Origin of the sequence: Sphingopyxis chilensis (assembly GCF_035930445.1) — a bacterium.
In the GTDB taxonomy this organism is placed as follows: Bacteria; Pseudomonadota; Alphaproteobacteria; order Sphingomonadales; family Sphingomonadaceae; genus Sphingopyxis; species Sphingopyxis chilensis.
In genome coordinates this window covers 88,110-108,738 of record NZ_CP142394.1, presented here as the reverse complement: position 1 = coordinate 108,738, position 20,629 = coordinate 88,110, and the positions used below count along the sequence as shown (strand labels likewise).

The 20,629-nt window shown below is 67.4% G+C and carries 23 protein-coding genes; 19 read left to right on the top strand and 4 right to left on the bottom strand.

Translation table 11 applies throughout. The annotated features are described in order from the left end of the window. The first annotated feature begins 57 nt into the window (after nt 1-57). The 15 genes from VSX79_RS00565 to VSX79_RS00490 all read left to right on the top strand — a co-directional run bounded on the left by VSX79_RS00565 (nt 58) and on the right by VSX79_RS00490 (nt 10,578). Complete coding sequence (locus VSX79_RS00565) at nt 58-492, top strand: VOC family protein (RefSeq protein WP_326914118.1); 435 nt, start codon at nt 58-60, stop codon at nt 490-492. Nucleotides 493-517: 25 nt separating this feature from the next. Next, the gene (locus VSX79_RS00560; protein ID WP_179498345.1) at nt 518-931 is read left to right on the top strand and encodes a DoxX family protein; all 414 of its coding nucleotides are present in this window, start codon (nt 518-520) and stop codon (nt 929-931) included. A gap of 3 nt (nt 932-934) precedes the next feature. Then, complete coding sequence (locus VSX79_RS00555; protein ID WP_326914117.1) at nt 935-1,153, top strand: DUF4287 domain-containing protein; 219 nt, start codon at nt 935-937, stop codon at nt 1,151-1,153. Between the two features lie 30 nt (nt 1,154-1,183). Continuing rightward, entirely contained in the window at nt 1,184-2,200 is a 1,017-nt protein-coding gene (locus VSX79_RS00550; protein WP_326914116.1) for an alpha/beta fold hydrolase, read from the top strand. Next, a complete protein-coding gene (locus tag VSX79_RS00545; RefSeq protein ID WP_179498339.1) occupies nt 2,172-2,843 on the top strand; it encodes a glutathione S-transferase family protein in 672 nt (223 codons plus the stop codon). The genes VSX79_RS00550 and VSX79_RS00545 overlap by 29 nt, the downstream gene beginning before the upstream one ends. Nucleotides 2,844-2,875: 32 nt before the next feature. Continuing rightward, complete coding sequence (locus VSX79_RS18600) at nt 2,876-3,595, top strand: DUF1428 domain-containing protein (protein ID WP_179498337.1); 720 nt, start codon at nt 2,876-2,878, stop codon at nt 3,593-3,595. A 158-nt stretch (nt 3,596-3,753) separates the two neighbouring features. Continuing rightward, nucleotides 3,754-4,398 carry a glutathione S-transferase family protein gene (locus VSX79_RS00530; protein ID WP_179498335.1) on the top strand — a complete coding sequence of 215 codons (645 nt, stop codon included), beginning with the start codon at nt 3,754-3,756 and terminating at the stop codon, nt 4,396-4,398. After that, nucleotides 4,395-4,952: a GFA family protein gene (locus tag VSX79_RS00525; RefSeq protein ID WP_326914115.1), complete on the top strand. Its 558-nt coding sequence runs from the start codon at nt 4,395-4,397 to the stop codon at nt 4,950-4,952. The genes VSX79_RS00530 and VSX79_RS00525 overlap by 4 nt, the downstream gene beginning before the upstream one ends. 70 nt (nt 4,953-5,022) lie before the next feature. Further along, complete coding sequence (locus VSX79_RS00520) at nt 5,023-5,739, top strand: DUF899 family protein (RefSeq protein WP_326914114.1); 717 nt, start codon at nt 5,023-5,025, stop codon at nt 5,737-5,739. A gap of 24 nt (nt 5,740-5,763) precedes the next feature. Then, on the top strand, nt 5,764-6,555 hold the full coding sequence (locus tag VSX79_RS00515) for a VOC family protein (protein WP_326914113.1): 792 nt from the start codon (nt 5,764-5,766) through the stop codon (nt 6,553-6,555). A 29-nt stretch (nt 6,556-6,584) separates the two neighbouring features. After that, nucleotides 6,585-7,079 carry a VOC family protein gene (locus VSX79_RS00510; RefSeq protein ID WP_326914112.1) on the top strand — a complete coding sequence of 165 codons (495 nt, stop codon included), beginning with the start codon at nt 6,585-6,587 and terminating at the stop codon, nt 7,077-7,079. Nucleotides 7,080-7,104: 25 nt separating this feature from the next. Next, nucleotides 7,105-7,611: a VOC family protein gene (locus tag VSX79_RS00505; RefSeq protein ID WP_326914111.1), complete on the top strand. Its 507-nt coding sequence runs from the start codon at nt 7,105-7,107 to the stop codon at nt 7,609-7,611. A 19-nt stretch (nt 7,612-7,630) separates the two neighbouring features. Further along, nucleotides 7,631-8,284: a glutathione S-transferase family protein gene (locus VSX79_RS00500; protein WP_218844534.1), complete on the top strand. Its 654-nt coding sequence runs from the start codon at nt 7,631-7,633 to the stop codon at nt 8,282-8,284. 79 nt (nt 8,285-8,363) lie between these two features. Beyond that, complete coding sequence (locus tag VSX79_RS00495) at nt 8,364-9,146, top strand: alpha/beta hydrolase (protein ID WP_326914110.1); 783 nt, start codon at nt 8,364-8,366, stop codon at nt 9,144-9,146. Between the two features lie 268 nt (nt 9,147-9,414). Then, complete coding sequence (locus tag VSX79_RS00490) at nt 9,415-10,578, top strand: hypothetical protein (protein ID WP_326914109.1); 1,164 nt, start codon at nt 9,415-9,417, stop codon at nt 10,576-10,578. 100 nt (nt 10,579-10,678) lie between these two features. Here VSX79_RS00490 and nudC read toward each other — a convergent pair whose 3' ends face one another. The 3 genes from nudC to VSX79_RS00475 are packed head-to-tail and all read right to left on the bottom strand — an operon-like array spanning nt 10,679 to nt 13,886. Continuing rightward, a complete protein-coding gene (nudC, locus tag VSX79_RS00485; RefSeq protein WP_326914108.1) occupies nt 10,679-11,551 on the bottom strand; it encodes an NAD(+) diphosphatase in 873 nt (290 codons plus the stop codon). Next, on the bottom strand, nt 11,551-12,849 hold the full coding sequence (locus VSX79_RS00480; protein ID WP_326914107.1) for a serine hydrolase domain-containing protein: 1,299 nt from the start codon (nt 12,847-12,849) through the stop codon (nt 11,551-11,553). Before VSX79_RS00480 ends, nudC begins: the two co-directional genes overlap by 1 nt. Then, entirely contained in the window at nt 12,846-13,886 is a 1,041-nt protein-coding gene (locus VSX79_RS00475) for an A/G-specific adenine glycosylase (RefSeq protein ID WP_326914106.1), read from the bottom strand. Before VSX79_RS00475 ends, VSX79_RS00480 begins: the two co-directional genes overlap by 4 nt. Before the next feature lie 26 nt (nt 13,887-13,912). Here VSX79_RS00475 and VSX79_RS00470 point away from each other — a divergent pair, with 26 nt between their 5' ends. The 4 genes from VSX79_RS00470 to smc all read left to right on the top strand — a co-directional run bounded on the left by VSX79_RS00470 (nt 13,913) and on the right by smc (nt 19,606). Next, nucleotides 13,913-14,497 (top strand): DUF721 domain-containing protein, encoded by a 585-nt coding sequence (locus VSX79_RS00470; protein ID WP_257018277.1) that lies wholly within the window; start codon nt 13,913-13,915, stop codon nt 14,495-14,497. Nucleotides 14,498-14,506: 9 nt separating this feature from the next. Beyond that, nucleotides 14,507-15,223 (top strand): thioredoxin domain-containing protein, encoded by a 717-nt coding sequence (locus VSX79_RS00465; protein WP_179498317.1) that lies wholly within the window; start codon nt 14,507-14,509, stop codon nt 15,221-15,223. A 37-nt stretch (nt 15,224-15,260) separates the two neighbouring features. Beyond that, on the top strand, nt 15,261-16,001 hold the full coding sequence (locus VSX79_RS00460; protein WP_179498315.1) for a thioredoxin domain-containing protein: 741 nt from the start codon (nt 15,261-15,263) through the stop codon (nt 15,999-16,001). 161 nt (nt 16,002-16,162) lie between these two features. Continuing rightward, nucleotides 16,163-19,606, top strand: coding sequence for a chromosome segregation protein SMC (gene smc, locus VSX79_RS00455; RefSeq protein WP_326914105.1), 3,444 nt, complete (start codon nt 16,163-16,165; stop codon nt 19,604-19,606). A gap of 34 nt (nt 19,607-19,640) precedes the next feature. On the opposite strand, the gene ubiA is transcribed toward smc, so the two are convergent. Next, on the bottom strand, nt 19,641-20,549 hold the full coding sequence (gene ubiA, locus VSX79_RS00450; protein ID WP_179498311.1) for a 4-hydroxybenzoate octaprenyltransferase: 909 nt from the start codon (nt 20,547-20,549) through the stop codon (nt 19,641-19,643). Nucleotides 20,550-20,629: the final 80 nt, after the last annotated feature.

Below are 20,629 nucleotides of genomic sequence, written 5' to 3'. Positions count from 1 at the left end.
GGCCGCGCGCCGCGCACGCTGACTTCAACACCCACCACCCCCCAAGGAGAGAAGACGATGCCCCAGATGATTTTCGTGAACCTGCCCGTCACCGACCTTGAGAAGTCGAAAGCCTTTTACGAGGCGGTCGGCGCGGCGAACAACCCCGCCTTCACCGACGACACCGCCGCGTGCATGGTCGTCGAGGAAGGGTCGATCCACGTCATGCTGCTGACGCATGAAAAATGGGCGACCTTCACGTCGAAGGCGATCCCCGACGCGCGCACGACCGCGCAGGTCCTGCTCTGCGTCTCGGCCGACAGCCGCGAGGCGGTCGACGGACAGGTCGACAAGGCGGTCAAGGCGGGCGGCAAGGCCGACCCGACCCCGACGCAGGATTTCGGCTTCATGTACGGCCGCAGCTTCGAAGATCCCGACGGCCATATCTGGGAAGTGATGTGGATGGACCCCACCGCGATCCCGACCGACGCCCCGGTCGAAGCCACGGCGTAACCGACCACCGGGAGGAGGAAGAGAAATGACCGATATCGTCCCCGGCAAGGGTCAGCTGATCGCCGGCCGCGTCCTGAGCGGCCTTGTGATCCTCTTCCTCCTCTTCGATGCCGGGCTCAAGCTCGCGGCGCCCGAGGTCGCGATCAAATATAGCCCGCCCGGCCTCGGCTGGCCGCTCGATGTCGGCACGATGTATATGCTCGGCATCCTGCTGCTGATCCCGACGCTGCTTTATATCTGGCCGCGCACCGCGGTGCTCGGCGCGATCCTGATCACCGGCTATCTCGGCGGCGCGATCGCGACCCACCTGCGCATCGGCAGCCCGATGTTCAGCCACACATTGTTCGGCGTCTATCTGGGCGTGATGCTTTGGGCGGGTCTGTGGCTACGTTCGCCCGCATTGCGCTTGCTGGTCCATCCCGCCGCAGGGAGGGTCTGAGCGATGAGTTTCCAGGCCTATATGACCAATATCGAAGCCAAGACGGGCCAGTCGCCCGCCGCGCTCCACGCGCTGGCGATCGACAAGGGCCTCGCCGACGAAAAAGGCCTCGCGTCCGGGGTGAAGGCGGGACAGGTCATCGACTGGCTGAACGCCGATTTCGACCTCGGCCACGGCCACGCGATGGGCCTCGTCGCCTATTTCAAAGGCAAACGCGCCTAGGCGCCGTCTAGTCAACAAGAGGATGATTCGATGACCCGACGCTCTCCCCTCCCCGCGCTTGCCTCCGCCTTCGCGATGATCGCGGTCGCGGCGACGATCGCAGCCGTGGCGCAGCCCGCGGCGGCGCAAACCCCCGGCGCGAGCCAACCGGCCGCGAGGGCCGGGCAAAGCGGGCATGTCGATGTCGCCGGCGCCGCGATCCATTATCAGGTGCACGGCGACCTTGCATCGGGCCGCACTCCGCTGCTGATCCTGCACGGCGCCTTCATGTCCGCCGACGCGATGAAACCGCTGATCGACCCGCTCGCCGCATCGCGGCCGGTGATCGCGATCGATGCGCGCGGCCATGGCCGTTCGGGCGGCGTCGACACGCCGCTGAGCTATGATCGCATGGCCGACGATGCCGCCACCGTGCTCGACAAGCTCGGCGTCGCAAAGGCCGACGTGCTCGGCTATTCAATGGGCGGTTCGACCGCGGTCGCGCTGGCGGTCGGGCATCCCGACAAGGTCGGCAAGCAGGTCATCCTGTCGGCGACCTCGCGCCTCGAAGGCTGGTATCCCGAAGTGCTGGCGGGCATCGCCAAATTGACCCCCGACATCTTCGCGGGCAGCCCGATCGACACCGAATATCGGCGCCTGTCGCCCGCGCCCGACAAATTCCCGACGCTCGTCGCGAACATCAAGTCGCTCGACGCGACACCGTTCGGCTGGTCCGACGCCGCCGTCCGCGCAATCCCCGGCAAGACGATGGTGATCATCGGCGACGCCGACGGCGTGACGCTCGACCATGCGATCGCCCTGTTCAAGCTGCGCGGCGGCGGCGACGTCGCCGCCGCGACGCAGGGTTTCCTGACCGCGGCGCCGAAGGCGCGCCTCGCGATCCTGCCCGCGACCTCGCACATCGGGATCATGGGCGAAATCCCGGCGATCACGGCGATGGTCGTGCCCTTCCTCGACGACAAGGCGCCGCCGCCGCCGTCCTTTTACCCCCCCACAAGAAAAGCGAGAGGAGTTCCCCATGCCCGTCAATCCCGAGAGCAAGCTTGAAGTCACCGCCTTCGACTGGGTTCCCGACTTCGCGCGCGGCTATGTCCGCGACCTGCGCCCGCGCTGGGCGTGCGAGGAAATCGGCCTCGATTATGCCGAACATCTGATCAGCGCGATCAACCGCCCCGCCGACCATTTCCTGTTCCAGCCGTGGGGGCAGGTCCCCGTGCTGTGCGACAATGGCGTGCGATTGTTCGAAAGCGGCGCGATCCTGCTCCACCTCGCGGAAAAGGACGCGCGCCTGATGCCGCGCGATCCCCAGACGCGCGCGAGCACGCTCGCCTGGTTGTTCGCCGCCTATAACAGCGTCGAGCCGATGCTGTTCGAGCTGGGCAATGTCGATCTGTTCGCGAAAGACGAGGAATGGGCGAAGCTGCGCCGCCCGAGCCTGATCGAGTTCATCCAGGGCCGGCTGGGCCGCCTCAACGACGCGATGGGCGACAAGCAATATCTGGTCGATGACTTCACGGTCGCCGACATCGCGATGGCGACCGTGCTGCGCGAAGGCGTCGAGGCCGGGCTGATCGCCGAGCAGCCGCGATTGCAGGCCTATCTCGACCGCTGCCTCGCGCGTCCGGCGTTCCAGAAGGCGCTGGCGGCGCAGCTTGCCGCGTTCAGCGAAGAGGCGGGTCCGCCCGCCTGAAAACGACTCCAACCCCCCGAAGGAGAGAGAAGATGACCTATGTAGAAGGATTTGTCGCCGCGGTGCCCACCGCCAACAAGGATGTTTATTACAAGCATGCGGCCGACGCGGCGCCGCTGTTCAAGGAATTCGGCGTGACGCGCATGGTCGAATGCTGGGGCGACGACGTCCCCGACGGCAAGGTGAACGACTTCAAGGGCGCAGTGCAGGCGAAACCCGACGAAACCGTCGTGTTCAGCTGGTTCGAATATCCCGACAAGGCGACGCGCGATGCCGCAAACGCGAAGATGCGCAGCGACCCGCGGATGAAGAATATGGGCGAAACCATGCCGTTCGATGGAATGCGGATGATCTATGGTGGCTTCGATTCGATCGTCGACGAGCGCGCTGAAGGCAAGCTCGGCTATGCCGACGGCTATATCGTCCCCGTCCCCGACGGCAACAAGGAAGCCTATCGCAAGCTGGCGCAGAAGATGTCGGCCGTTTTCATCGATTATGGCGCGACGCGCGTCGTCGAGGCGTGGAGCGACGATGTCCCCGACGGCAAGGTCACCGATTATGCCCGCGCCGCGCACAAGAAGGACGGCGAGAGCATCGTCTATAGCTGGGTCGAATGGCCGAGCAAGGAAGCGCGGGTCGCCGGCTGGGAAAAGATGATGACCGACGAGCGGATGAAGCATGATCCTGCGACCAACCCGTTCGACGGCGCGCGCATGATCTATGGCGGATTCGAGCCGATCGTCGAGGCGTGATGCTCTGTTCCTCCCTGCCGCGAAGCGGTGGGGAGGCGGACCATCCGAAGGATGGTGGAGGGGCCGCGACCTCGCGCCATTGCCCCTCCGTCAGCGGCTTCGCCGCTGCCACCTCCCCATGGCTGCGCCACAGGGAGGAGCGAAAGGACGACGACAAGATGATCAAACTTTATGGCACGCCCCCCACCCGCGCGCTGCGCGCGCTGTGGCTGCTGAACGAGCTCGACCTGCCGCATGAAATGATCCCGGTCGATCTGGGCGCCGGCGAGCAGCGGACGCCCGAGTTCCTCGCGCTCAACCCGGCGGCAAAGCTGCCGGTGCTGGTCGACGGCGACCTGGTGGTGAGCGAGTCCGCCGCGATCCAGCTCTATCTCGCCGACAAATATGGCGACCGCTTCCCGGGCGGCGGGCTGATCCCCGATGCACCGGAAGGCCGCGGCCTGATGTATCACTGGCTGTTCTTCCTGATGACCGAGATCGAAGCACCGCTGTGGCGGATCGCGCTGCATAGCTTCCTCTATGCGGCGGACGAGAAATCGGACGACGAAATCGCGCTGGCGAAGCGCGACGGCGAGCGCATGGTCGCGGTGTTCGAGCAGCATATGCAGGGGCGCGACTTCGTCGTCGGCGAGCAGGTCACGGTGGCCGATTTCAACGCCGCCTTCACCCTCGACTGGGCGCGGGAGGAAGGACTGCTGGGCGACGCCCCCGCGCTCCGCGCCTATCTGGATGCGATGTACGCGCGCCCCAAGGCGCCGGTGAGGATCGCCGAGGCGATGGCCGCGCTGGAGGCATCGGCGTGACGGCCGGGACCGACGATCGCGATATCAAGCGCACCGCATCGTGCCGGTGCGGCGCGGTGACGCTGGAGCTGAGCGGCAAGCCGATCGTTGCGGCGACCTGTTACTGCCAGAGCTGCCAGCAAGCGGGCCGGCGTTTCGCGGCCGTGCCCGGCGCGCCGGAGGTCGTCGGCGCCGATGGCGGCACGCCCTATGTCCTGATGCGCAAGGACCGGATCGAATGGCTGTCGGGATCTGACCGGCTCGACGAGCATCGGCTGACCCCCGAGTCGCCCACGCGGCGCTTTGTCGCGCGATGCTGTCACGCGCCGATCGCGCTCGAATTCACCAAGGGGCATTGGCTCAGCGTCTATTCGGACCGCATCGCCGCAGAAGAGCGGCCGGCGGCCGAAATGCGGACGATCGTCGGTGACCGGCCGGACGGCACCGAATTGCCGGGCGACATCCCCAATTACCGCACGCCGTCGGGCAAATTCATGTGGCGGCTGCTGACGGCATGGGCGGCGATGGGCTTTCGCGCCCCGCCGATCGAAACGACGAAGGGATATGCAGGGTGAGCAGAAGCGTCGAGCGCGTCGAGATGCTCGATATCAACGCCACCCCCTCCCCGGAATGAAAGGAAAAGACATGCAACATCTGTCCTTCCCGAACGAGAGCCCGGAATATCGCGCGGCGCGCGCCGAGTTGCTTGCCGACGAGATCGCGCTGCGCCGGCAGATCGAGGCGGTGGCGGCGAAACGCCGCGCGCTGCCGCCCGGCGGCGAAGTGCCCGAGGATTATGGTTTCGAGCGGATCGGCGCCGATCAGCGGCCCGAGCGGGTGACGCTCTCCGCGCTGTTCGACAGCAAGCCGAGCATCATCCTGCAAAGCTTCATGTTCGGACCCGAGCGCGACAAGCCGTGCAACGGCTGCACGCATATGCTCGACGCGATCGACGGCAGCGTGCGCCATGTCGGGCAACGGGCGCCGCTCTATGTCGTGGCGAAATCGCCGATCGCGCGGCTCGAAGCCTGGGCGAAGGACCGGCGCTGGCCGCACCTTGTCTTCCTGTCCGATGTCGATGGGCGTTATTCGGCCGACTATTTCGGCGACACTTCGAAGCTGAGCGACGCCAAGCGCGCCGAGCATGGCATGAAGCCGGGCGAAAATTGGGACGAGACGATCTTCAACGTCTTTCACCGCGATGGCGGTGTCATCCGCCACGTCTGGGCGAGCGAGATGGCCTATGCGCCCGAGGATCCCGGCCAGCACCACCGCGCGGGCGACCTGGTCGATCCGCTGTGGGGGCTGCTCGACATGACGCCCGAAGGACGCGGCGACTGGTTCCCGAGCCTGACTTACTGACGATCAAGATCGAGGAGAGAGACGATGAACGACGCATCGAACTTCATCTGGTACGAACTGATGACCCCCGACCCGGCGGGCGCGGCGCGCTTTTACGGCGCGGTGGTCGGCTGGACGATCGCGCCGGAGCGCGATCCGGCGGCGGGCGACATGGATTATCGGATGATCGGGCGCGCCGACGGCGGCAACGCCGGCGGGGTGCTGGCGCTGAACGCCGACATGATCGCGGGCGGGGCGCGGCCGGGCTGGCTCGGCTATCTGCATGTCGCCGATGTCGACAAGGCGATCGACGCGATCAAGGCCGATGGCGGCGCGGTGCACATGCCGGCGACCGACCTGCCCGTCGGGCGCATCGCGATGGTCAGCGACCCGCAGGGCGCGCCCTTCTATATCATGGACCCGATCCCGCCCGAGGGCGGCGGCGAAAGCGACGTGTTTTCGGTCGATCGGGCGCAGCATATGCGCTGGAACGAGCTTGCGACGAGCGACCCCGACGGCGCCATCGCCTTTTACAAAAAGCATTTCAGCTGGCGCCAGGAAGGCGAGATGCCGATGGGCGAGCTTGGCGCCTATCGCTTCATCCAGCGCGGCGATGTGGGGCTGGGCGCGGTGATGCCGTTGATGGAGGGCTATCCGGCACCGGTGTGGAATTTCTACATCGGCGTCGATGATATCGACCGGGCGCGCGATGCGGTGGCCGCGAACGGCGGCACGATCACCAACGAACCGATGGAAATCCCCGGCGGCGAATATGCGATGAACGCGATCGACCCCGAGGGTGCGCCGATCGGCTTCGTCGGCCCGCGCAAAGCATAATCCCCCCAAGAAAACTCAGGAGAGAGACGATGACGAAGACCCCGATGACCCTGTGCCTCTGGTACGAAGGCGATGCCGAGGAGGCCGCGGCCTTTTATGCCAAGACCTTTGCCGACAGCCATGTCGGCGCGGTGAACCGCGCGCCGGCGGATTCGCCGGGCGGCAAGGAGGGCGATGTGCAGACGGTCGAGTTCACGCTGCTCGGTACGCCGTGCGTCGGGCTCAACGGCCCGCCGATCTTCAAGCATAGCGAGGCCTTCTCCTTCCAGGTCCACACCGACACGCAGGAGGAGACCGACCGGCTGTGGAACGCGATCGTGGGCAATGGCGGTCAGGAAAGCGTGTGCGGCTGGTGCAAGGACAAATGGGGCGTGTCGTGGCAGATCACCCCGCGCGCGCTGCTCGACGCGACAACCGGCAGCGACCGCGCCGCGGCCAAGCGCGCGTTCGAGGCGATGATGGGGATGAAGAAGATCGACATCGCGACGATCGAGGCCGCGGTGCGCGGCGAACCGGTGGCCTGAGCGCCGCGAGCAAAGGAGACGGATCATGAGCAACGGTAGCGAACCGGTGACGATGTGCCTGTGGTACGACCATGACGCCGAGGCGGCGGCGAAATTCTATGCCGCGACCTTTCCGGACAGCGAATTCATCGCCGCCACCCGCTCGCCGAGCGACTATCCCGACGGCAAGGAAGGCGATGTACTGACGGTCGAATTCACCGTGATGGGCATCCCCTTCATCGCGATCAACGGCGGGCCGGCATTCCGGCAGGACGAAGCCTTTTCGATCGTGATCAACACCGACACGCAGGAAGAGACCGACCGCTACTGGAACGCGATCGTGGGTAATGGCGGCGAGGAAAGCATGTGCGGCTGGTGCAAGGACAAATGGGGGGTCAATTGGCAGATCACCCCGCGCGCGCTGACGCGCGCGATGACCGACCCGGACCGCGCCGCAGCCAAGCGCGCGATGGACGCGATGATGACGATGAAGAAGATCGACATCGCAAAGATCGAGGCGGCGCTGAAAGGCGAAGCCGTCGGTGCCGGCTGACGCGCAGGGAAGGCAATCGATGCTGATCTTCTACGGACACCCCTTTTCCTCCTATACGTGGAAGGCGCTGATCGCGCTTTACGAGAAGGGGATCGAATTCGACTATCGTTCGGTCGACCCGGCGTTCCCCGGCCATATGCCCGAGCTGAAGGCGCATTGGCCGGTGGGGCAGTTCCCGCTGCTCGTCCACGATGGCGTGCCCTGGTTCGAATCGTCGATCATCATCGAATATCTCGACCATCTGGTGTCCGAGCCGCGGATGATCCCCACCGATTTCGAGGCGGCGCTGAAGGTGCGGCTGTTCGACCGCATCTTCGACAATCATGTGATGGGCCGGATGCAGGCGGTGGTCGCCGACGCGATCCGCGGGCCCGACCATCATGTGCCGATGATCGTCGACCAGTCGAAGGCGGCGCTCGATACCGTCTATGGCTGGCTCGACAAGGAGCTGGCGGGCGGCGGCTGGGCGACGCCGCATGGCTTCACGCTGGCCGACTGCGCAGCGGCCCCGTCGCTGTTCTACGCCGACTGGGTTCATCCCATCCCGGAAGGCTGCGAGAATCTGCGCGCCTATCGCGCCCGATTGCTCGCGCATCCGGCGGTCGCGCGCTGCGTCGAGGAGGCGCGGCCGTATCGCGCCTATTTCCCGCTCGGTGCGCCCGATCGCGATTGAGCGTCCCGAAACGGGGTTAACGGCGCGCTGACGCTGCCTGTTGGTCCTTTGATCATCGCGCCCGCGCGAAGGCGGACGCATGATCTCGCCGTCCGCCTTCCTTCGCACGCTGATCGTCGCCGCCTTGGCGTCGGTGCTGGCGTTCGCGCCGGCGCAGGCGCAGCAGCTTGTGACGATCACGACGACGACGGTGACGTGGACCTATGAGGATGCCGGCGACGAAGAGGGCGCAGACTATATCGACGAGGATATGGCGCTGCTCGATGACGAGGCGCTGGTCGAGGATGCGGAGCTTGCAGCGGCGCGGCGCTATGCGCCCGCGGCCAGTCTCGCAACGCTCGGCCATGCGAAAGCGCGCTTCGGGCCTTTCGCTGTGATCGACGGGGCGACGGTCCGCATGGCGGGCGACGTCACCTCGGCGACCCCGCGCCAGTTCGCGGCGATGCTCGCGGCCTTTCCGGGGCTGAGGCGGCTCGAGATGGTCGATTGCCCCGGCAGCCTCGACGAGGACGCCAATCTGATCCTTGCGCGGGCGATCCGGCGCCAGGGCATGGAAACGGTCGTGCCCGCGGGCGGGTCGATCCGGTCGGGCGCGGTCGAACTGTGGCTGGCCGGCGTCACGCGCCGCGCCGCGCCCGACGCCGAATTCGGCGTGCATAGCTGGGCCGACGAATATGGGCGTGAGGCGAACGACTATCCGGCAAGCGACCCGGTCCACGCCGAATATCTCGCGCTTTACCGCGAAATGGGAATGGATGCCGCGAAGGCGCGGGCCTTTTATGCGCTGACCAACGCGACGCCGTTCGACGACGTGCGATATTTGACGCGCGACGACATGGCGCGGTTCGTGGCGCTCAACTGAACTTCGCAGTCGCGGCGTCGGGGAAGGCCGCTTCCGACCGACTGCGGCCCCTTACTCCAAAAGAAGCCCGCGCCCAAAGCGGCCATCGAGACATCCTGTACCGTCGCTGAGATCGCGGGAGAGCGTGCCGCAAGGGTAGACGTATCTCGACAGCGACCCGGGAGACTGGCGCGGGTTCGTCCTATTGCTTTGGGTAGCGGTCGCTGAAATTGGATCGGAGTTGCGCGATGACGTTCGCATGATACATCATATCCCAAAGGGGAGGACAATGAGAATCGCTAGTGCTCTGGGTATGCTAGCCTTGGCTACGATCCTAGTGTCGGTAACACCTGTACCGGCATGCGCCGATAGCTGGGTGTTGCCAACGACTGCTACTTACTCCTCTTGCGCTGGCCACGCCCGCATCACGATCACGCCTCGAGATATCGAGAGCCAACTCGCCTATTTCGGAGACAAGGTAAAAGAGGTCGAGACTGCCGGACAAAATGAAGGTGGAGCGTCGGTTGCGACCGCACAACTGGAGCGACTGGTGAACAAGAGGTGGCAGATTGTCTGGGCACATCAAATTTTGAACGATGTAGCCCCGGTGTCGGCTATCGTTCGAGACGATGGTGAATATGCCATAACGTTCGATGATTGGCATGGCACGGGCTACGGGCCAAACGCGGTGGTGATTTACGGATCGAGAGGCAAGCTGGTTCGAGCCCTCGCTCTTTCCGATATCCTCCCGGCCGACTACATTGAGGCTCTCCCCCACTCGGTCAGTTCTATCCACTGGCGGGGTGATCCACACTTCTCGCCCAATGGGCAAAAAGTGGTAATTCCGGTCGTAATCCCTTCCGAGGATTTTGTGTCCGATCCCGCCACAATCGACATTGCGGTCGACCTTACCGACGGGACGGTATCGCCAATTAACCGCGGCACGTGGGACGCTGCGCTGGCTGCAGCTCGCACGGTTCTCGCAGCGCGAACCGCGCATGATGCAGCCGCGAAGGCAGCGTTTCTTGCTCCGTTACTCGGTCCGAAAACCAACTCCGAGCGCGAATGGCACGACTATCTGCGTGAGGCGGTTGGTCGTCTGATCGGTGACGAACACACGCCATCCACGACGGTTCTCCGCCTCCCTAGTGCGGATAACTATGCCGTGTCTGAAACTTGGGTCCGCGACGCGCTGACCGAAAGCTACGCGGACAAGGTAGCACTGGCGTCGCTCTCGGAGGCCAACCTTGTAAATGTCTTAAAGAAGATAGCTGCAAAGCTGCCCGACCGTTCATTGTCGGAGGTAACCGTCTTCATCGCGATGTCCGATCAGAACTGGTCGGTGGCGAAGATAGCGATGAAACGCTCGGGCGCAAAGATAGTGCAACTCGATCCTGACGAGGCAATACCTCAGCGCCCAGAGCGTATTACTCGACGATATCCCAAAGACTGATCGAAATTTGATATCGTTCTGGGAAGGGCAGATATCTGGCTCCATGAGTCAGAAGCAGCCTGTCTGCAACCCACCCCAAAACGGACACCAGACCGCTTACCTACAACTCCGCCCAATCCTCCAGCAGATAGCGCGCGATCGCCAGCGACGGCGGCGCGAGGAAGCTTGCGCCCATCTCGCCCGCCAGCGCCGCGCGCACCTCGGCGCGGTCGACCCACATCGCCGCCTCGATCTCGGTCGTGTCGAGCGTCAGCGCGGGATCCTTCGCTACCGCCCGGCAGCCGATCATCAGCGATGAGGGGAAGGGCCAGGGCTGGCTCGCCACATAAGAAACGTCGGTGACATGGATGCCCGCTTCCTCGAACAATTCGCGCGCCACCGCTTCCTCCAGCGATTCGCCGGGCTCGACGAAGCCCGCGAGCGCCGAGAAGAAGCCCGGCGGAAAACCACCCTGCCGCCCGACGAGAACGCGGCCCTCGAACTCGGCGAGCATGATCACGACCGGGTCGACGCGCGGGAAATGTTCGGCGTTGCAGCTGCCGCAGCGCCGCCCCCAGCCGCCGCGAAACAGGTCGGTCGGCGATCCGCACACCGCGCAGAAACGATGGCGCGCATGCCAGTCGACGAGGCTGCGGGCGCCGCCATACAGCGCCGCCTCCTCGGCCGACAGCAAAGGCAGCAGCCGCATCACGGTGCGCGAGCGCGCGTCTACCCGCGTGCCCGCCGCGGCCTCGCGCACGAAACGCGGCGCACCCGCATCGTCGATGCCGAGCAGCATCAGCGCGCGATCGTCGGCGGGATCGAGCGGCTCCCACAGCAACCCGCCGCCTGTCCCCGGCACGAAATCAATCCCGTCGAGCGTCAGGCAGGTCGCGCGCGGGTCGGCCGTCGCGGCGGCAAAGGCCTCCGCATTGGTGCGCATCTGGTCGGCGCGATCGAGACGCGCGCCGGTAAAACCGAGCGGCAAGGGCATCAGCTCGCCACATCCTTGAAGAAGGTCTCGCCGAACCTGCCCTGGAAAGGCACCGATTCGGGCGGCATGATCTGCGTATAGCCCGCAGCGCGATAACCGAGCTTGCGATGGACGAAGCCGATCGTCCCCGCGGCGCCCGCCCAGCCGAAAATCCCTTCACCGCCGGGAGAGGTCGGGAGCGACACGCGCCCGCCCGCCCCGAAACCCTGCCCGTCGATGAAACTGCCCTTGCGGTCGACGCTGTCGGCGATCAGGTTCGACATCGCGAGCCGCGCGGTTTCGGGCTTCATCACGCGCACGCCGTCTGTGGCGCCCCCGATTTGGCCTTCACCCAGCAGCATCGCGAGGAAGCGGTCGTAATCGCGCGCGCTCGACACCAGCCCGCCGCCGCCGAACGGATAGGGCGGCGGGTCGAGATAGATCGAACTCGCCGCTGGGTCGAAGGGAATGAGCGCGCCGCCGAACGGCGCATAATTGCTCGTGAAGCGCCCGACGTCCCCGGGCTCTACCATGAATCCGGTGCTCGCCATGCCGAGCGGGTCGAACAGCCGCGCCTTCAGGAACGCGTCGAAAGCCTGCCCCGACACGACCTCGATCAGCCGCCCCATCAGGTCGAGGCTGATCGAATAGCTCCATTTGGTTCCGGGCTCATAGACGAGCGGCAGCGCCGCCAGCCGGTCGGCCATGGCGGCAAGGCTCGGCGCGGGATCGACCGGCGCGAAGCCGGGGATCGGCAGGCGGCTGGCCTGCCCGCCGACGATGCCCGCATCGTCATAGGCTTTTTTGATCGGCCCCTTCTGGATGATGTTGTAGCCAAGTCCCGCGGTGTGGGTCAGCAGCTGGCGCACCGTGATCGGGCCCCTCGCCGGGCGGACGTCGGTGATCGACCCGTCGGGCGTGTTCTGCACCTTCATATTGGCGAAAGCAGGCAGGAAATCGGCGATCGGCTGATCGAGCGTCATCTTGCCATCCTCGATCAGCAGCATCGCCGCGATGCCGGTGACCGGCTTGGTCATCGAATAGAGGCGCCATAATGTGTCGGGACCGACCGGCGTCGATGAATCGTTCGACTGCACCCCCGCGCCGATGAAGACGGGCGCCGCCTGTCCCTTGCCGATCGCGGCGAGCGTGCCCGCAAGTTCGCGGCGATCGACGAAGCCTTTGACGAAAGCGCTGGTCGCGGGATAGAGCGCCGCGCCTTCGGCGCGCCACGCGAGCGCGGCGCGCGGCAGCAGCGCGCCCGCACCCGCCAGCGCGATCCCGCCCATCAACGCGCGGCGCGATACCATCATGGTCATATATCTCTCTCCAGCATCTTGTCGGTCAGCTTGCGATAGAGCGTCGGCAGCCCCGCGGCGTCAAGGTCCGCGATCGGCCACCACATGCCTTCCGCTGCGGCATCGCCGGCTTGCGGTGGTGCTTCGCGGCGCACCAATGCCAGCGTCAGGTCGAAATGGGTGAAGCCATGATCGACGCTGACGATTCCCGACTCGGCGGCGCGCGCGTCGGTCCACTCGCCGCCGGGCAGCGCACGCATCCCGCCGAGCATCCCCTTGTCGGGCCGCCGCGTGAGCCAGATCGCGCCGTCGCGCTCGATCCACCAGGCGACCCCGTGCCGATGCGGCTTCGCCTTTTTCGGCGGCTTGACGGGCAGGCGCTCGATGTCGGGGCGACCGCGCGCGCGGCAGTCGGCCGTCACCGGGCAGATCGCGCAGGCCGGACTACGCGGTGTGCAGACGCCTGCGCCAAGGTCCATCAGCGCCTGCGCGAAATCGCCCGGCCGGTCCGCGGGAACCAGCGGCGCCAGCGCCGCGCGAATCTCGCGCTTGGCCGTCGGCAGCGGCGTCTCGATCAGGCGGTAGCGCGCAATCACACGCTCGATATTCGCATCGACGACCACCGCCGCGCGTCCGAAGGCGATCGCCGCGACCGCCGCGGCGGTATAATCGCCGACCCCCGGCAGCGCGCGCAGCCCTGCCTCGCTGTCGGGAAAACGCCCCCCATGATCCGCGACCACGGCGCGCGCGCAGGCGAGCAGGTTGCGGGCGCGCGCATAATAGCCGAGCCCCGCCCACGCTGCCATGACGTCGGCATCGTCCGCCGCGGCGAGGTCGGCGACGGTCGGCCAGCGCGCCGTGAAGCGCGCGAAATAGCCCGTTACCGCGGCGACGGTCGTCTGCTGAAGCATGACTTCGGCCAGCCAGATGCGATAGGGGTCGGGGACCCCGCCGCTGTTCGGCGCGATCCGCCACGGCAGCACCCGCGCGGAGCGGTCATACCATCCGAGCAGGCGGCGCGCGAAATCATCGACGATAGCGGAAGTCTGGACGCTCACCCCCCGCCTATGGCATGGCGCCCTGCATGACGAAAGGCACCGAAGACGGCACGCCCGCCAAAAAGGTGCGGGCGAAAGCGGGAACGAAAGGCGGCGCGAAAACCACCAAGGCGGCGGCGCGCCCCTATGAGCGCCCGCGCGGCGGCGAGGCGCGTGCGATCTCCGACCTCGTCCCCGAAATCGGCCGCACCGCCTTTCGCAAATTCGGTTTCGTCCAGTCGTCGGTGGTCAGCCGCTGGCGCGAGATCGTCGGGGATCGGCTCGCCGACGTCACCCAGCCCGCGATGATCCGCTTTCCGGCAGGGCAGAAAGCGGGCGGCACGCTGCACCTCACGATCAGCGGCGCGCACGCACCGATGCTCCAGCATGTCGCGCCCGACATCGTCGCCGCGGTCAACCGCTTCTTCGGCTATGCCGCGATCGCCAGTGTTCGCATGACGCACGGGCAGGTCACCCCCGCTGCGCCCGTTCAGCCGCCGGCAATGCTGAAACCCGTACCCGCCGAACTGGGGGACAGCCTGCGCGACATTGGCGACCCGGAACTGCGCACCGTGCTCGAACGCATGGCGGCAGGGCTGGCGACACCGCCCAAGCTTCCCCGGATCAGTTAGGAACGACGGATGTCCGCTTTTGACGACCCGCTTCTCGACCGCCGGACGGCGGTGCTGGCGCTCTCGGGCGCTGCGCTCGGCCTGATCGCGGCGGCGCCCGCCAAAGCTGCCGCATGGTCGCAGACCGTGTCGACCACCCCGATCGGCGCCTTTCTCGCCGGCAATCCCGCCGCCAAGGTCCGCCTCGTCGAATATTTCAGCTATACCTGCCACATCTGCGCCGATTTCGCGAAGGCGGGCACGCTTCCGCTCAAGACCCAATATATCGACCGCGGGCTGGTGCTGTTCGAATATCGCAACCTCGTCCGCGACCCCGTCGACATGACCGCGGCGCTGCTTGCGCGCGTCGGCGGTGCGAAAGCTTTCGCCGGCAATCATCAGGCGATCTTCGCCGCTTTCCCCGCGACCATCGCCAAGGTCCAGAAAGCCACCGAGGCGCAGAAAAAGAGCTGGCTCGAAGGCCCCACGGCCGAGCGCGCGCGCAAGATCGCCGCGGGCACCGGCCTCGCCGCGCTGATGCGCGCGCGCGGCTATACGCAGGCGCAGCTCGACGCCGCGCTGGACAGCGAGGTCGCGCAGGCCGAACTCACGGGCATGACCAACATCGGGCTCAACGCCGACCGGGTCGAGGGCACGCCGAGCTTCTTCGTCAATGGCCGCAACGCCGACGTCACCGCCTGGCCGGCGCTCAAATCGAAACTCGACCTCGCGCTCAAGGCCTCTTAAAAGCTGCGCAACCCCGTTTTCGTGGAGAAAGAAAAAGATGAACGCATCGCTTCGTATCGCCCTCCTGTCCTCGCTCGGCGCGCTCGCGCTCGCCGGCTGCGGCGGCGGCGCCGATGACCCCGCCAAGGAGCAGGAGGTTGTCGCGAAGGTCGCGCCGCCCGCCGGCAAGAGCTGGTCGCAGGTCGTCAGCGTCGACGGCGACGGCATGGTCATGGGGAACCCCGATGCCCCGATCAAGATCGAGGAATTCGGCGCTTTCACCTGCGGCCACTGCGCGAAATTCACGCAGGATTCGCACGAGGAGCTGAAGCGCGATTTCGTCGACACCGGCCGCGTATCGTACAAGCTGACGCCGTTCATGCTCCACCCGGTCGATGCGATCGCCGGCGCGATCGTCAAATGCACCGGCCCCGACCGCTTCTTCCCGCTCGCCGACGCGACCTTCATCGAGCATGAGGCCTTCATCGCCGGCGCGTCAAAGCCGCAGCCGGGGATCGAGGAAGCGATGAAGCTGCCGCCGGAGCAGCGCTTCACCGCGCTCGCCAAGGGCTGGGGCATCGACCAATTCTACCAGCAGCGCGGCGTCCCCGCCGCCACGATCCAGCAGTGCCTCGCCAAGGTCGAAAATGTCGAGGCGATCGAAAAGGGCACCAACGCGGGCGTCGAGAAATATCAGATCACCGGCACGCCGACCTTCGTCATCAACGGCCAGGTCGCCGAAGGCATCGCCGCCTGGGGCCCGCTGCGCGACCGCCTGCGCACGATGGGCGCGCGCTAAGGCGTCGTCATACGGAACACCGTCGCCTCCGCAAAGGCGGAGGCGACGGTGTTCCTACCCCCTTGCGACTCCCCGTGCCGCACGGCATGACGGCTGCATGGGGGATATGTGACACCAAGGTTGCACCAGCTCCGATTCGATAGACTGCGCGGGTTTCTCCCGTGCAGATAAAGCGGCTGCGCCTCACCGGTTTCAAAAGTTTCGTCGAACCCACCGAACTGCGCATCGAACCCGGGCTGACCGGCGTCGTCGGCCCCAATGGCTGCGGCAAGTCGAACCTGCTCGAAGCGATCCGCTGGGTGATGGGCGAATCCTCGCCCAAATCGATGCGCGGCGGCGGGATGGAGGATGTCATCTTCGCCGGCACCTCGTCGCGCCCCGCGCGCGATTTTGCCGAGGTCGCGCTCCATTGCGACACCGAAGGCGCGCTCGTCGCCGGGCTGTCCGATGGCGGCGACGGCGACGATCTCGAGGTCATCCGCCGTATCGAACGCGGCGCGGGCAGCGCCTATCGCGCCAACGGCCGCGACGTGCGCGCCAAGGATGTCGCGCTGATCTTTGCCGATGCCGCGACCGGCGCGCACAGCCCCGCGCTCGTCAGCCAGGGCAAGATCGCCAACGTCATCGCCGCCAAGCCGACCGACCGCCGCGCGATGCTCGAGGAAGCGGCCGGCATCGCCGGGCTGCACGTCCGCCGCAAGGACGCCGAGCAGAAACTGCGCGCGACCGAAACCAATCTCACCCGCCTTTCCGAAATCGTCGCCGACATGGAGGTGCGCGCCAACGCGCTGCGCAGGCAGGCGCGCGCGGCGGAGAAATACAAGAAGCTCAGCGACGATATCCGCATCGCCGAAGGGCGGCTGATCTACGCGCGCTGGCGTGATGCCGCTGCCGCCGCCGATCAGGCGCGCCGCGACGCCGACGCCGCTGAAGCCGCGGTGAAAACCGCGCAGGACGAGCTCGAAACCATATCGAAGGCGCAAACCGAGGTCGCCACCCGCGTCGCGGCGGCGCGCAGCGATGCACAGGCGCAGCGCGACGCGCTCGCCGAAGCCACCGCGACGCAGGTGCGGCTGCAGGGCGAGGAACGCGCCGCGCTCCAGCGGCTCGAAGATCTGGCGACGCAGCAGCGGCGCATCGCCGACGACCGCGCGCACGAAGGCGAACTCGCGCGCGAGGCGCATGCCGCGCTGACCGCGCTCGACACCGAAACCAAATCGCTGGCGCAGGACATCGCCGGGCACGGCGCAGGCAAGGCCGCGCTCGCCGAAGCCAGCCTTGCCGCGCAGGCGCGCCTCCGCGATGCCGAGGTCGCGCTTGCGCAAGCGCGCGCCAGGGCCGCGAGCGAGGCCGCCGACCGGCGTATCGCCGTTTCGGCGGTGGAAAGCGCCGAAGCTGCGGTGCGCCGCGTCGCCGGGGACAAGGCGCGCGTCGATGCCGAGGTCGCCTCGCTTGGCGACAGCGCCGCACTCGCCGCGACGCTCGCCGACAGCGCGGAGGCCGCCGAAGCCGCCGAAGCCGCGATCGCGACCGCGGAAAATGCGCTGCACGCCGCCGAGGCCGATCGCGAAGCGACCGCCGCCGACCTCGCGGGTATCGAAGCGGCGCTGGCAGAGGCGCGCGCCGCGCTCGCCGCCTTGGAAGGCGAGGCGTCGACGCTCGAACGCGCGCTCGCCGCCGCGCGCAGCGACGAGGGCCGCATCCTCGACCAGCTCCGCGTCGCGCCCGGCTATGAAGCCGCGCTCGCCGCGGCGCTCGGCGACGATCTCGATGCCGGGACCGACCGTGACGCGGCGCGCAGCTGGGGCGGCGCCGATGCGGCGAAGGGCGATCCCGCGCTTCCCGCGGGCACCGAATCGCTTGCCAAATTCGTCCAGGCCCCCGCCGCGCTGGCGCGCCGCCTCGCGCAGGTCGCGGTGGCGACAAGCGATGGCGGTCAGCCGCTCGCGGTGGGCCAGCGCCTCGTCACCACCGATGGCGTGATGCGCCGCTGGGACGGCTTCGTGACGCGCGGCGACGGCGCGACCGCGACCGAGCGGCTGCAGCGCCAGAACCGTCTCGACGCGCTCGCGGCGCAGCGGCCGCAGGTCGAACTCGGCGTGCAGGAACTTCGCGACCGCCGCGACGCCGCCGCCGCGAAGACCGCCGAACTGGCCGAGGCCGCTGGCGCCGCGCGCAAGGCGCTCGCGCAGGCCGACGAAACGCGCCGCACCGCGTTGCGCGCCGCCGACCAGGCGCAGGCCGCGCTCGATCGGCACCGCGATGCCGCAGCGCTCTTCGACCGCCGCCTCGCCGAGATCGCCGAGGCCGCAAGGGAAGCCGCCGAAACGCTCGCCGCGCAGGAGGCCGCGCTCGCCGCGCTCCCCGACGAGCGGCTGGCCCGCGCCGCGCTCGACGCCGAGGAGCAGGTGACCGAGCGCGCGCGTGCGGACGCCAGCACGGCGCAGGGCGCGCTGGCGGCGCACGAACGCACGCTCGCGAGCCTCAGCGAGCGGCAGGCGGTCGTCAGCGCCGAGATCAAGAGCTGGAAGGCACGCGCCGGCGAGGCCGCGCGCCGCGTGACCGAGATGGACAAGCGCGCCGAGGCGCTCGCGGCCGAAGCCGACAAGCTCGCCGACGTTCCCGCGAGGCTCGCCGAACAGCGCGCCGAGGCCGAAACCCGGCAAGCCGCGCTGCGCGACAGGGTTGCCGCCGCCGAAGCGCAGGAGCGCGCCGCCGAATCCTCGCTGCGCGAGGCCGAAACCGCGTTGAATGCGATCCGCGAGCGCGTCGCCGCCGCGCGCGAAACCCGCGCCGGCGCTGTCGCCCGCTCCGAAAATGCCGAACTCCGCCGGATCGAGATGGGCCGCCTCTCGGGCGAGCGTTTCGAATGCCCGCCGCCGCTGCTCCCGCAAAAGGCCGGGTTCGACAGCGCGAGCGTCGGCGACGCCAACGCCGAATCGGCGCAGCACGACCGGCTGATCGCCGACCGCGAGCGGCTGGGCCCCGTCAATCTCGTCGCCGCCGACGAACTCGTCGAACTCGACACCGAACGCGAGAAGAGTGCCGCCGAAATCGAGGAGCTGACGCAAGCGGTGAACCGCCTGCGCGGTTCGATCGGCAGTCTCAATCGCGAAGGCCGCGCGCGGCTGCTCGCGGCGTTCGAGGCGGTGAACGCGCATTTTCAGCGCCTCTTCACGACGCTGTTCAACGGCGGGCAGGCGCATCTCGAACTCGTCGACTCGGACGACCCGCTCGAAGCCGGCCTCGAAATCATGGCGCAGCCGCCGGGCAAGCGCCTCGGCACGCTGACGCTCCTTTCGGGCGGCGAGCAGGCGCTGACCGCGGTGGCTCTGATCTTCGGCCTGTTCCTCACCAACCCCGCGCCGATCTGCGTCCTCGACGAAGTCGATGCGCCGCTCGACGACGCGAATATCGAACGCTTCTGCGACCTGCTCGACCGCATGGCGCGCGAAACCAACACCCGCTACCTGATCGTCACCCACAATGCCGTCACGATGGCGCGCATGCATCGCCTGTTCGGCGTGACGATGGTCGAACGCGGCGTCAGCCGCCTCGTCTCGGTCGACCTCGGCGGCGCCGAGGAACTGCTCGCGGCGGAATAATCATCCCCATGGCTTCGCCACAGGGAGGAGCGAATCAGGGCGCCGTCCCCACCACCAGCATCGCGGCGAACACCAACAACCCCGCAAAGCGATTGCTGCGGAATTTCGCCAGCGCATCCTCTCCGTTCGCGGGTTCGAGCGTCACCACCTGTCCGGTCAGATGCACCGCCGCGGGCAACAGCGCGGCGAGCGCCAGCGAATCGGGGCGCACAGCCCAGACGGCGCCGCCCCAACAGGCGAGCGCGGCGGCGTAGCAGATCGCAACCCCGCCCTTCACATGGTGGCCCATCGCGCGCGCGCTCGACTTCACGCCGATCAGCATGTCGTCCTCGATATCCTGCAGCGCATAAATGGTGTCATACCCGATCACCCACGCGATGCAGCCGGCATAGAGCAAAGGCAGCCCGAGCCCGTCCGGCCCGCCCACCGCGACCCACGCGACGAGCGCGCCCCAGCTGAACACCAGCCCCAGCCACGCCTGCGGCCACCAGGTAATGCGCTTCATGAACGGATAGCCCGCGACGAGGATCAGGCTCGCGAGCGCGACGATCTGCGCCGGCCGCGGCAGCTGGAGCAGCACCAGCAATCCCACCAGCGACAGGGCTATGGTCCACAGCAGGGCATAGCGCACCGACACCGCGCCGCTCGCCACCGGCCGCGATGCGGTGCGCGCGACCTTCGCGTCGAGGTCGCGGTCGACGATGTCGTTATAGACGCAGCCCGCCCCCCGCATCGCGATCGCGCCGAGCAGCAGCCAGAGGAAGAGCGGCCAGTGGCTCACCGCCCCGCCACCCAGCGCGACGCCGAAAGCGCAGGGCCAGTAAAGCAGCCACCAGCCGATCGGCCGGTCGAAACGCGCGAGCAGCGCATAGGGCCGCGCCGCGGCGGGGAGCAGCGCGACGAAGCCGCGTAGCTGGCTGTCGGGGGGATGGGTCGCCGTCATCGATGCGCGGGCGATAGCAGGCGGAGCTTTGCGAATAAATGCCCGATCGACGCTGCCTTCACTCGCGCCGGCGTGCGCGC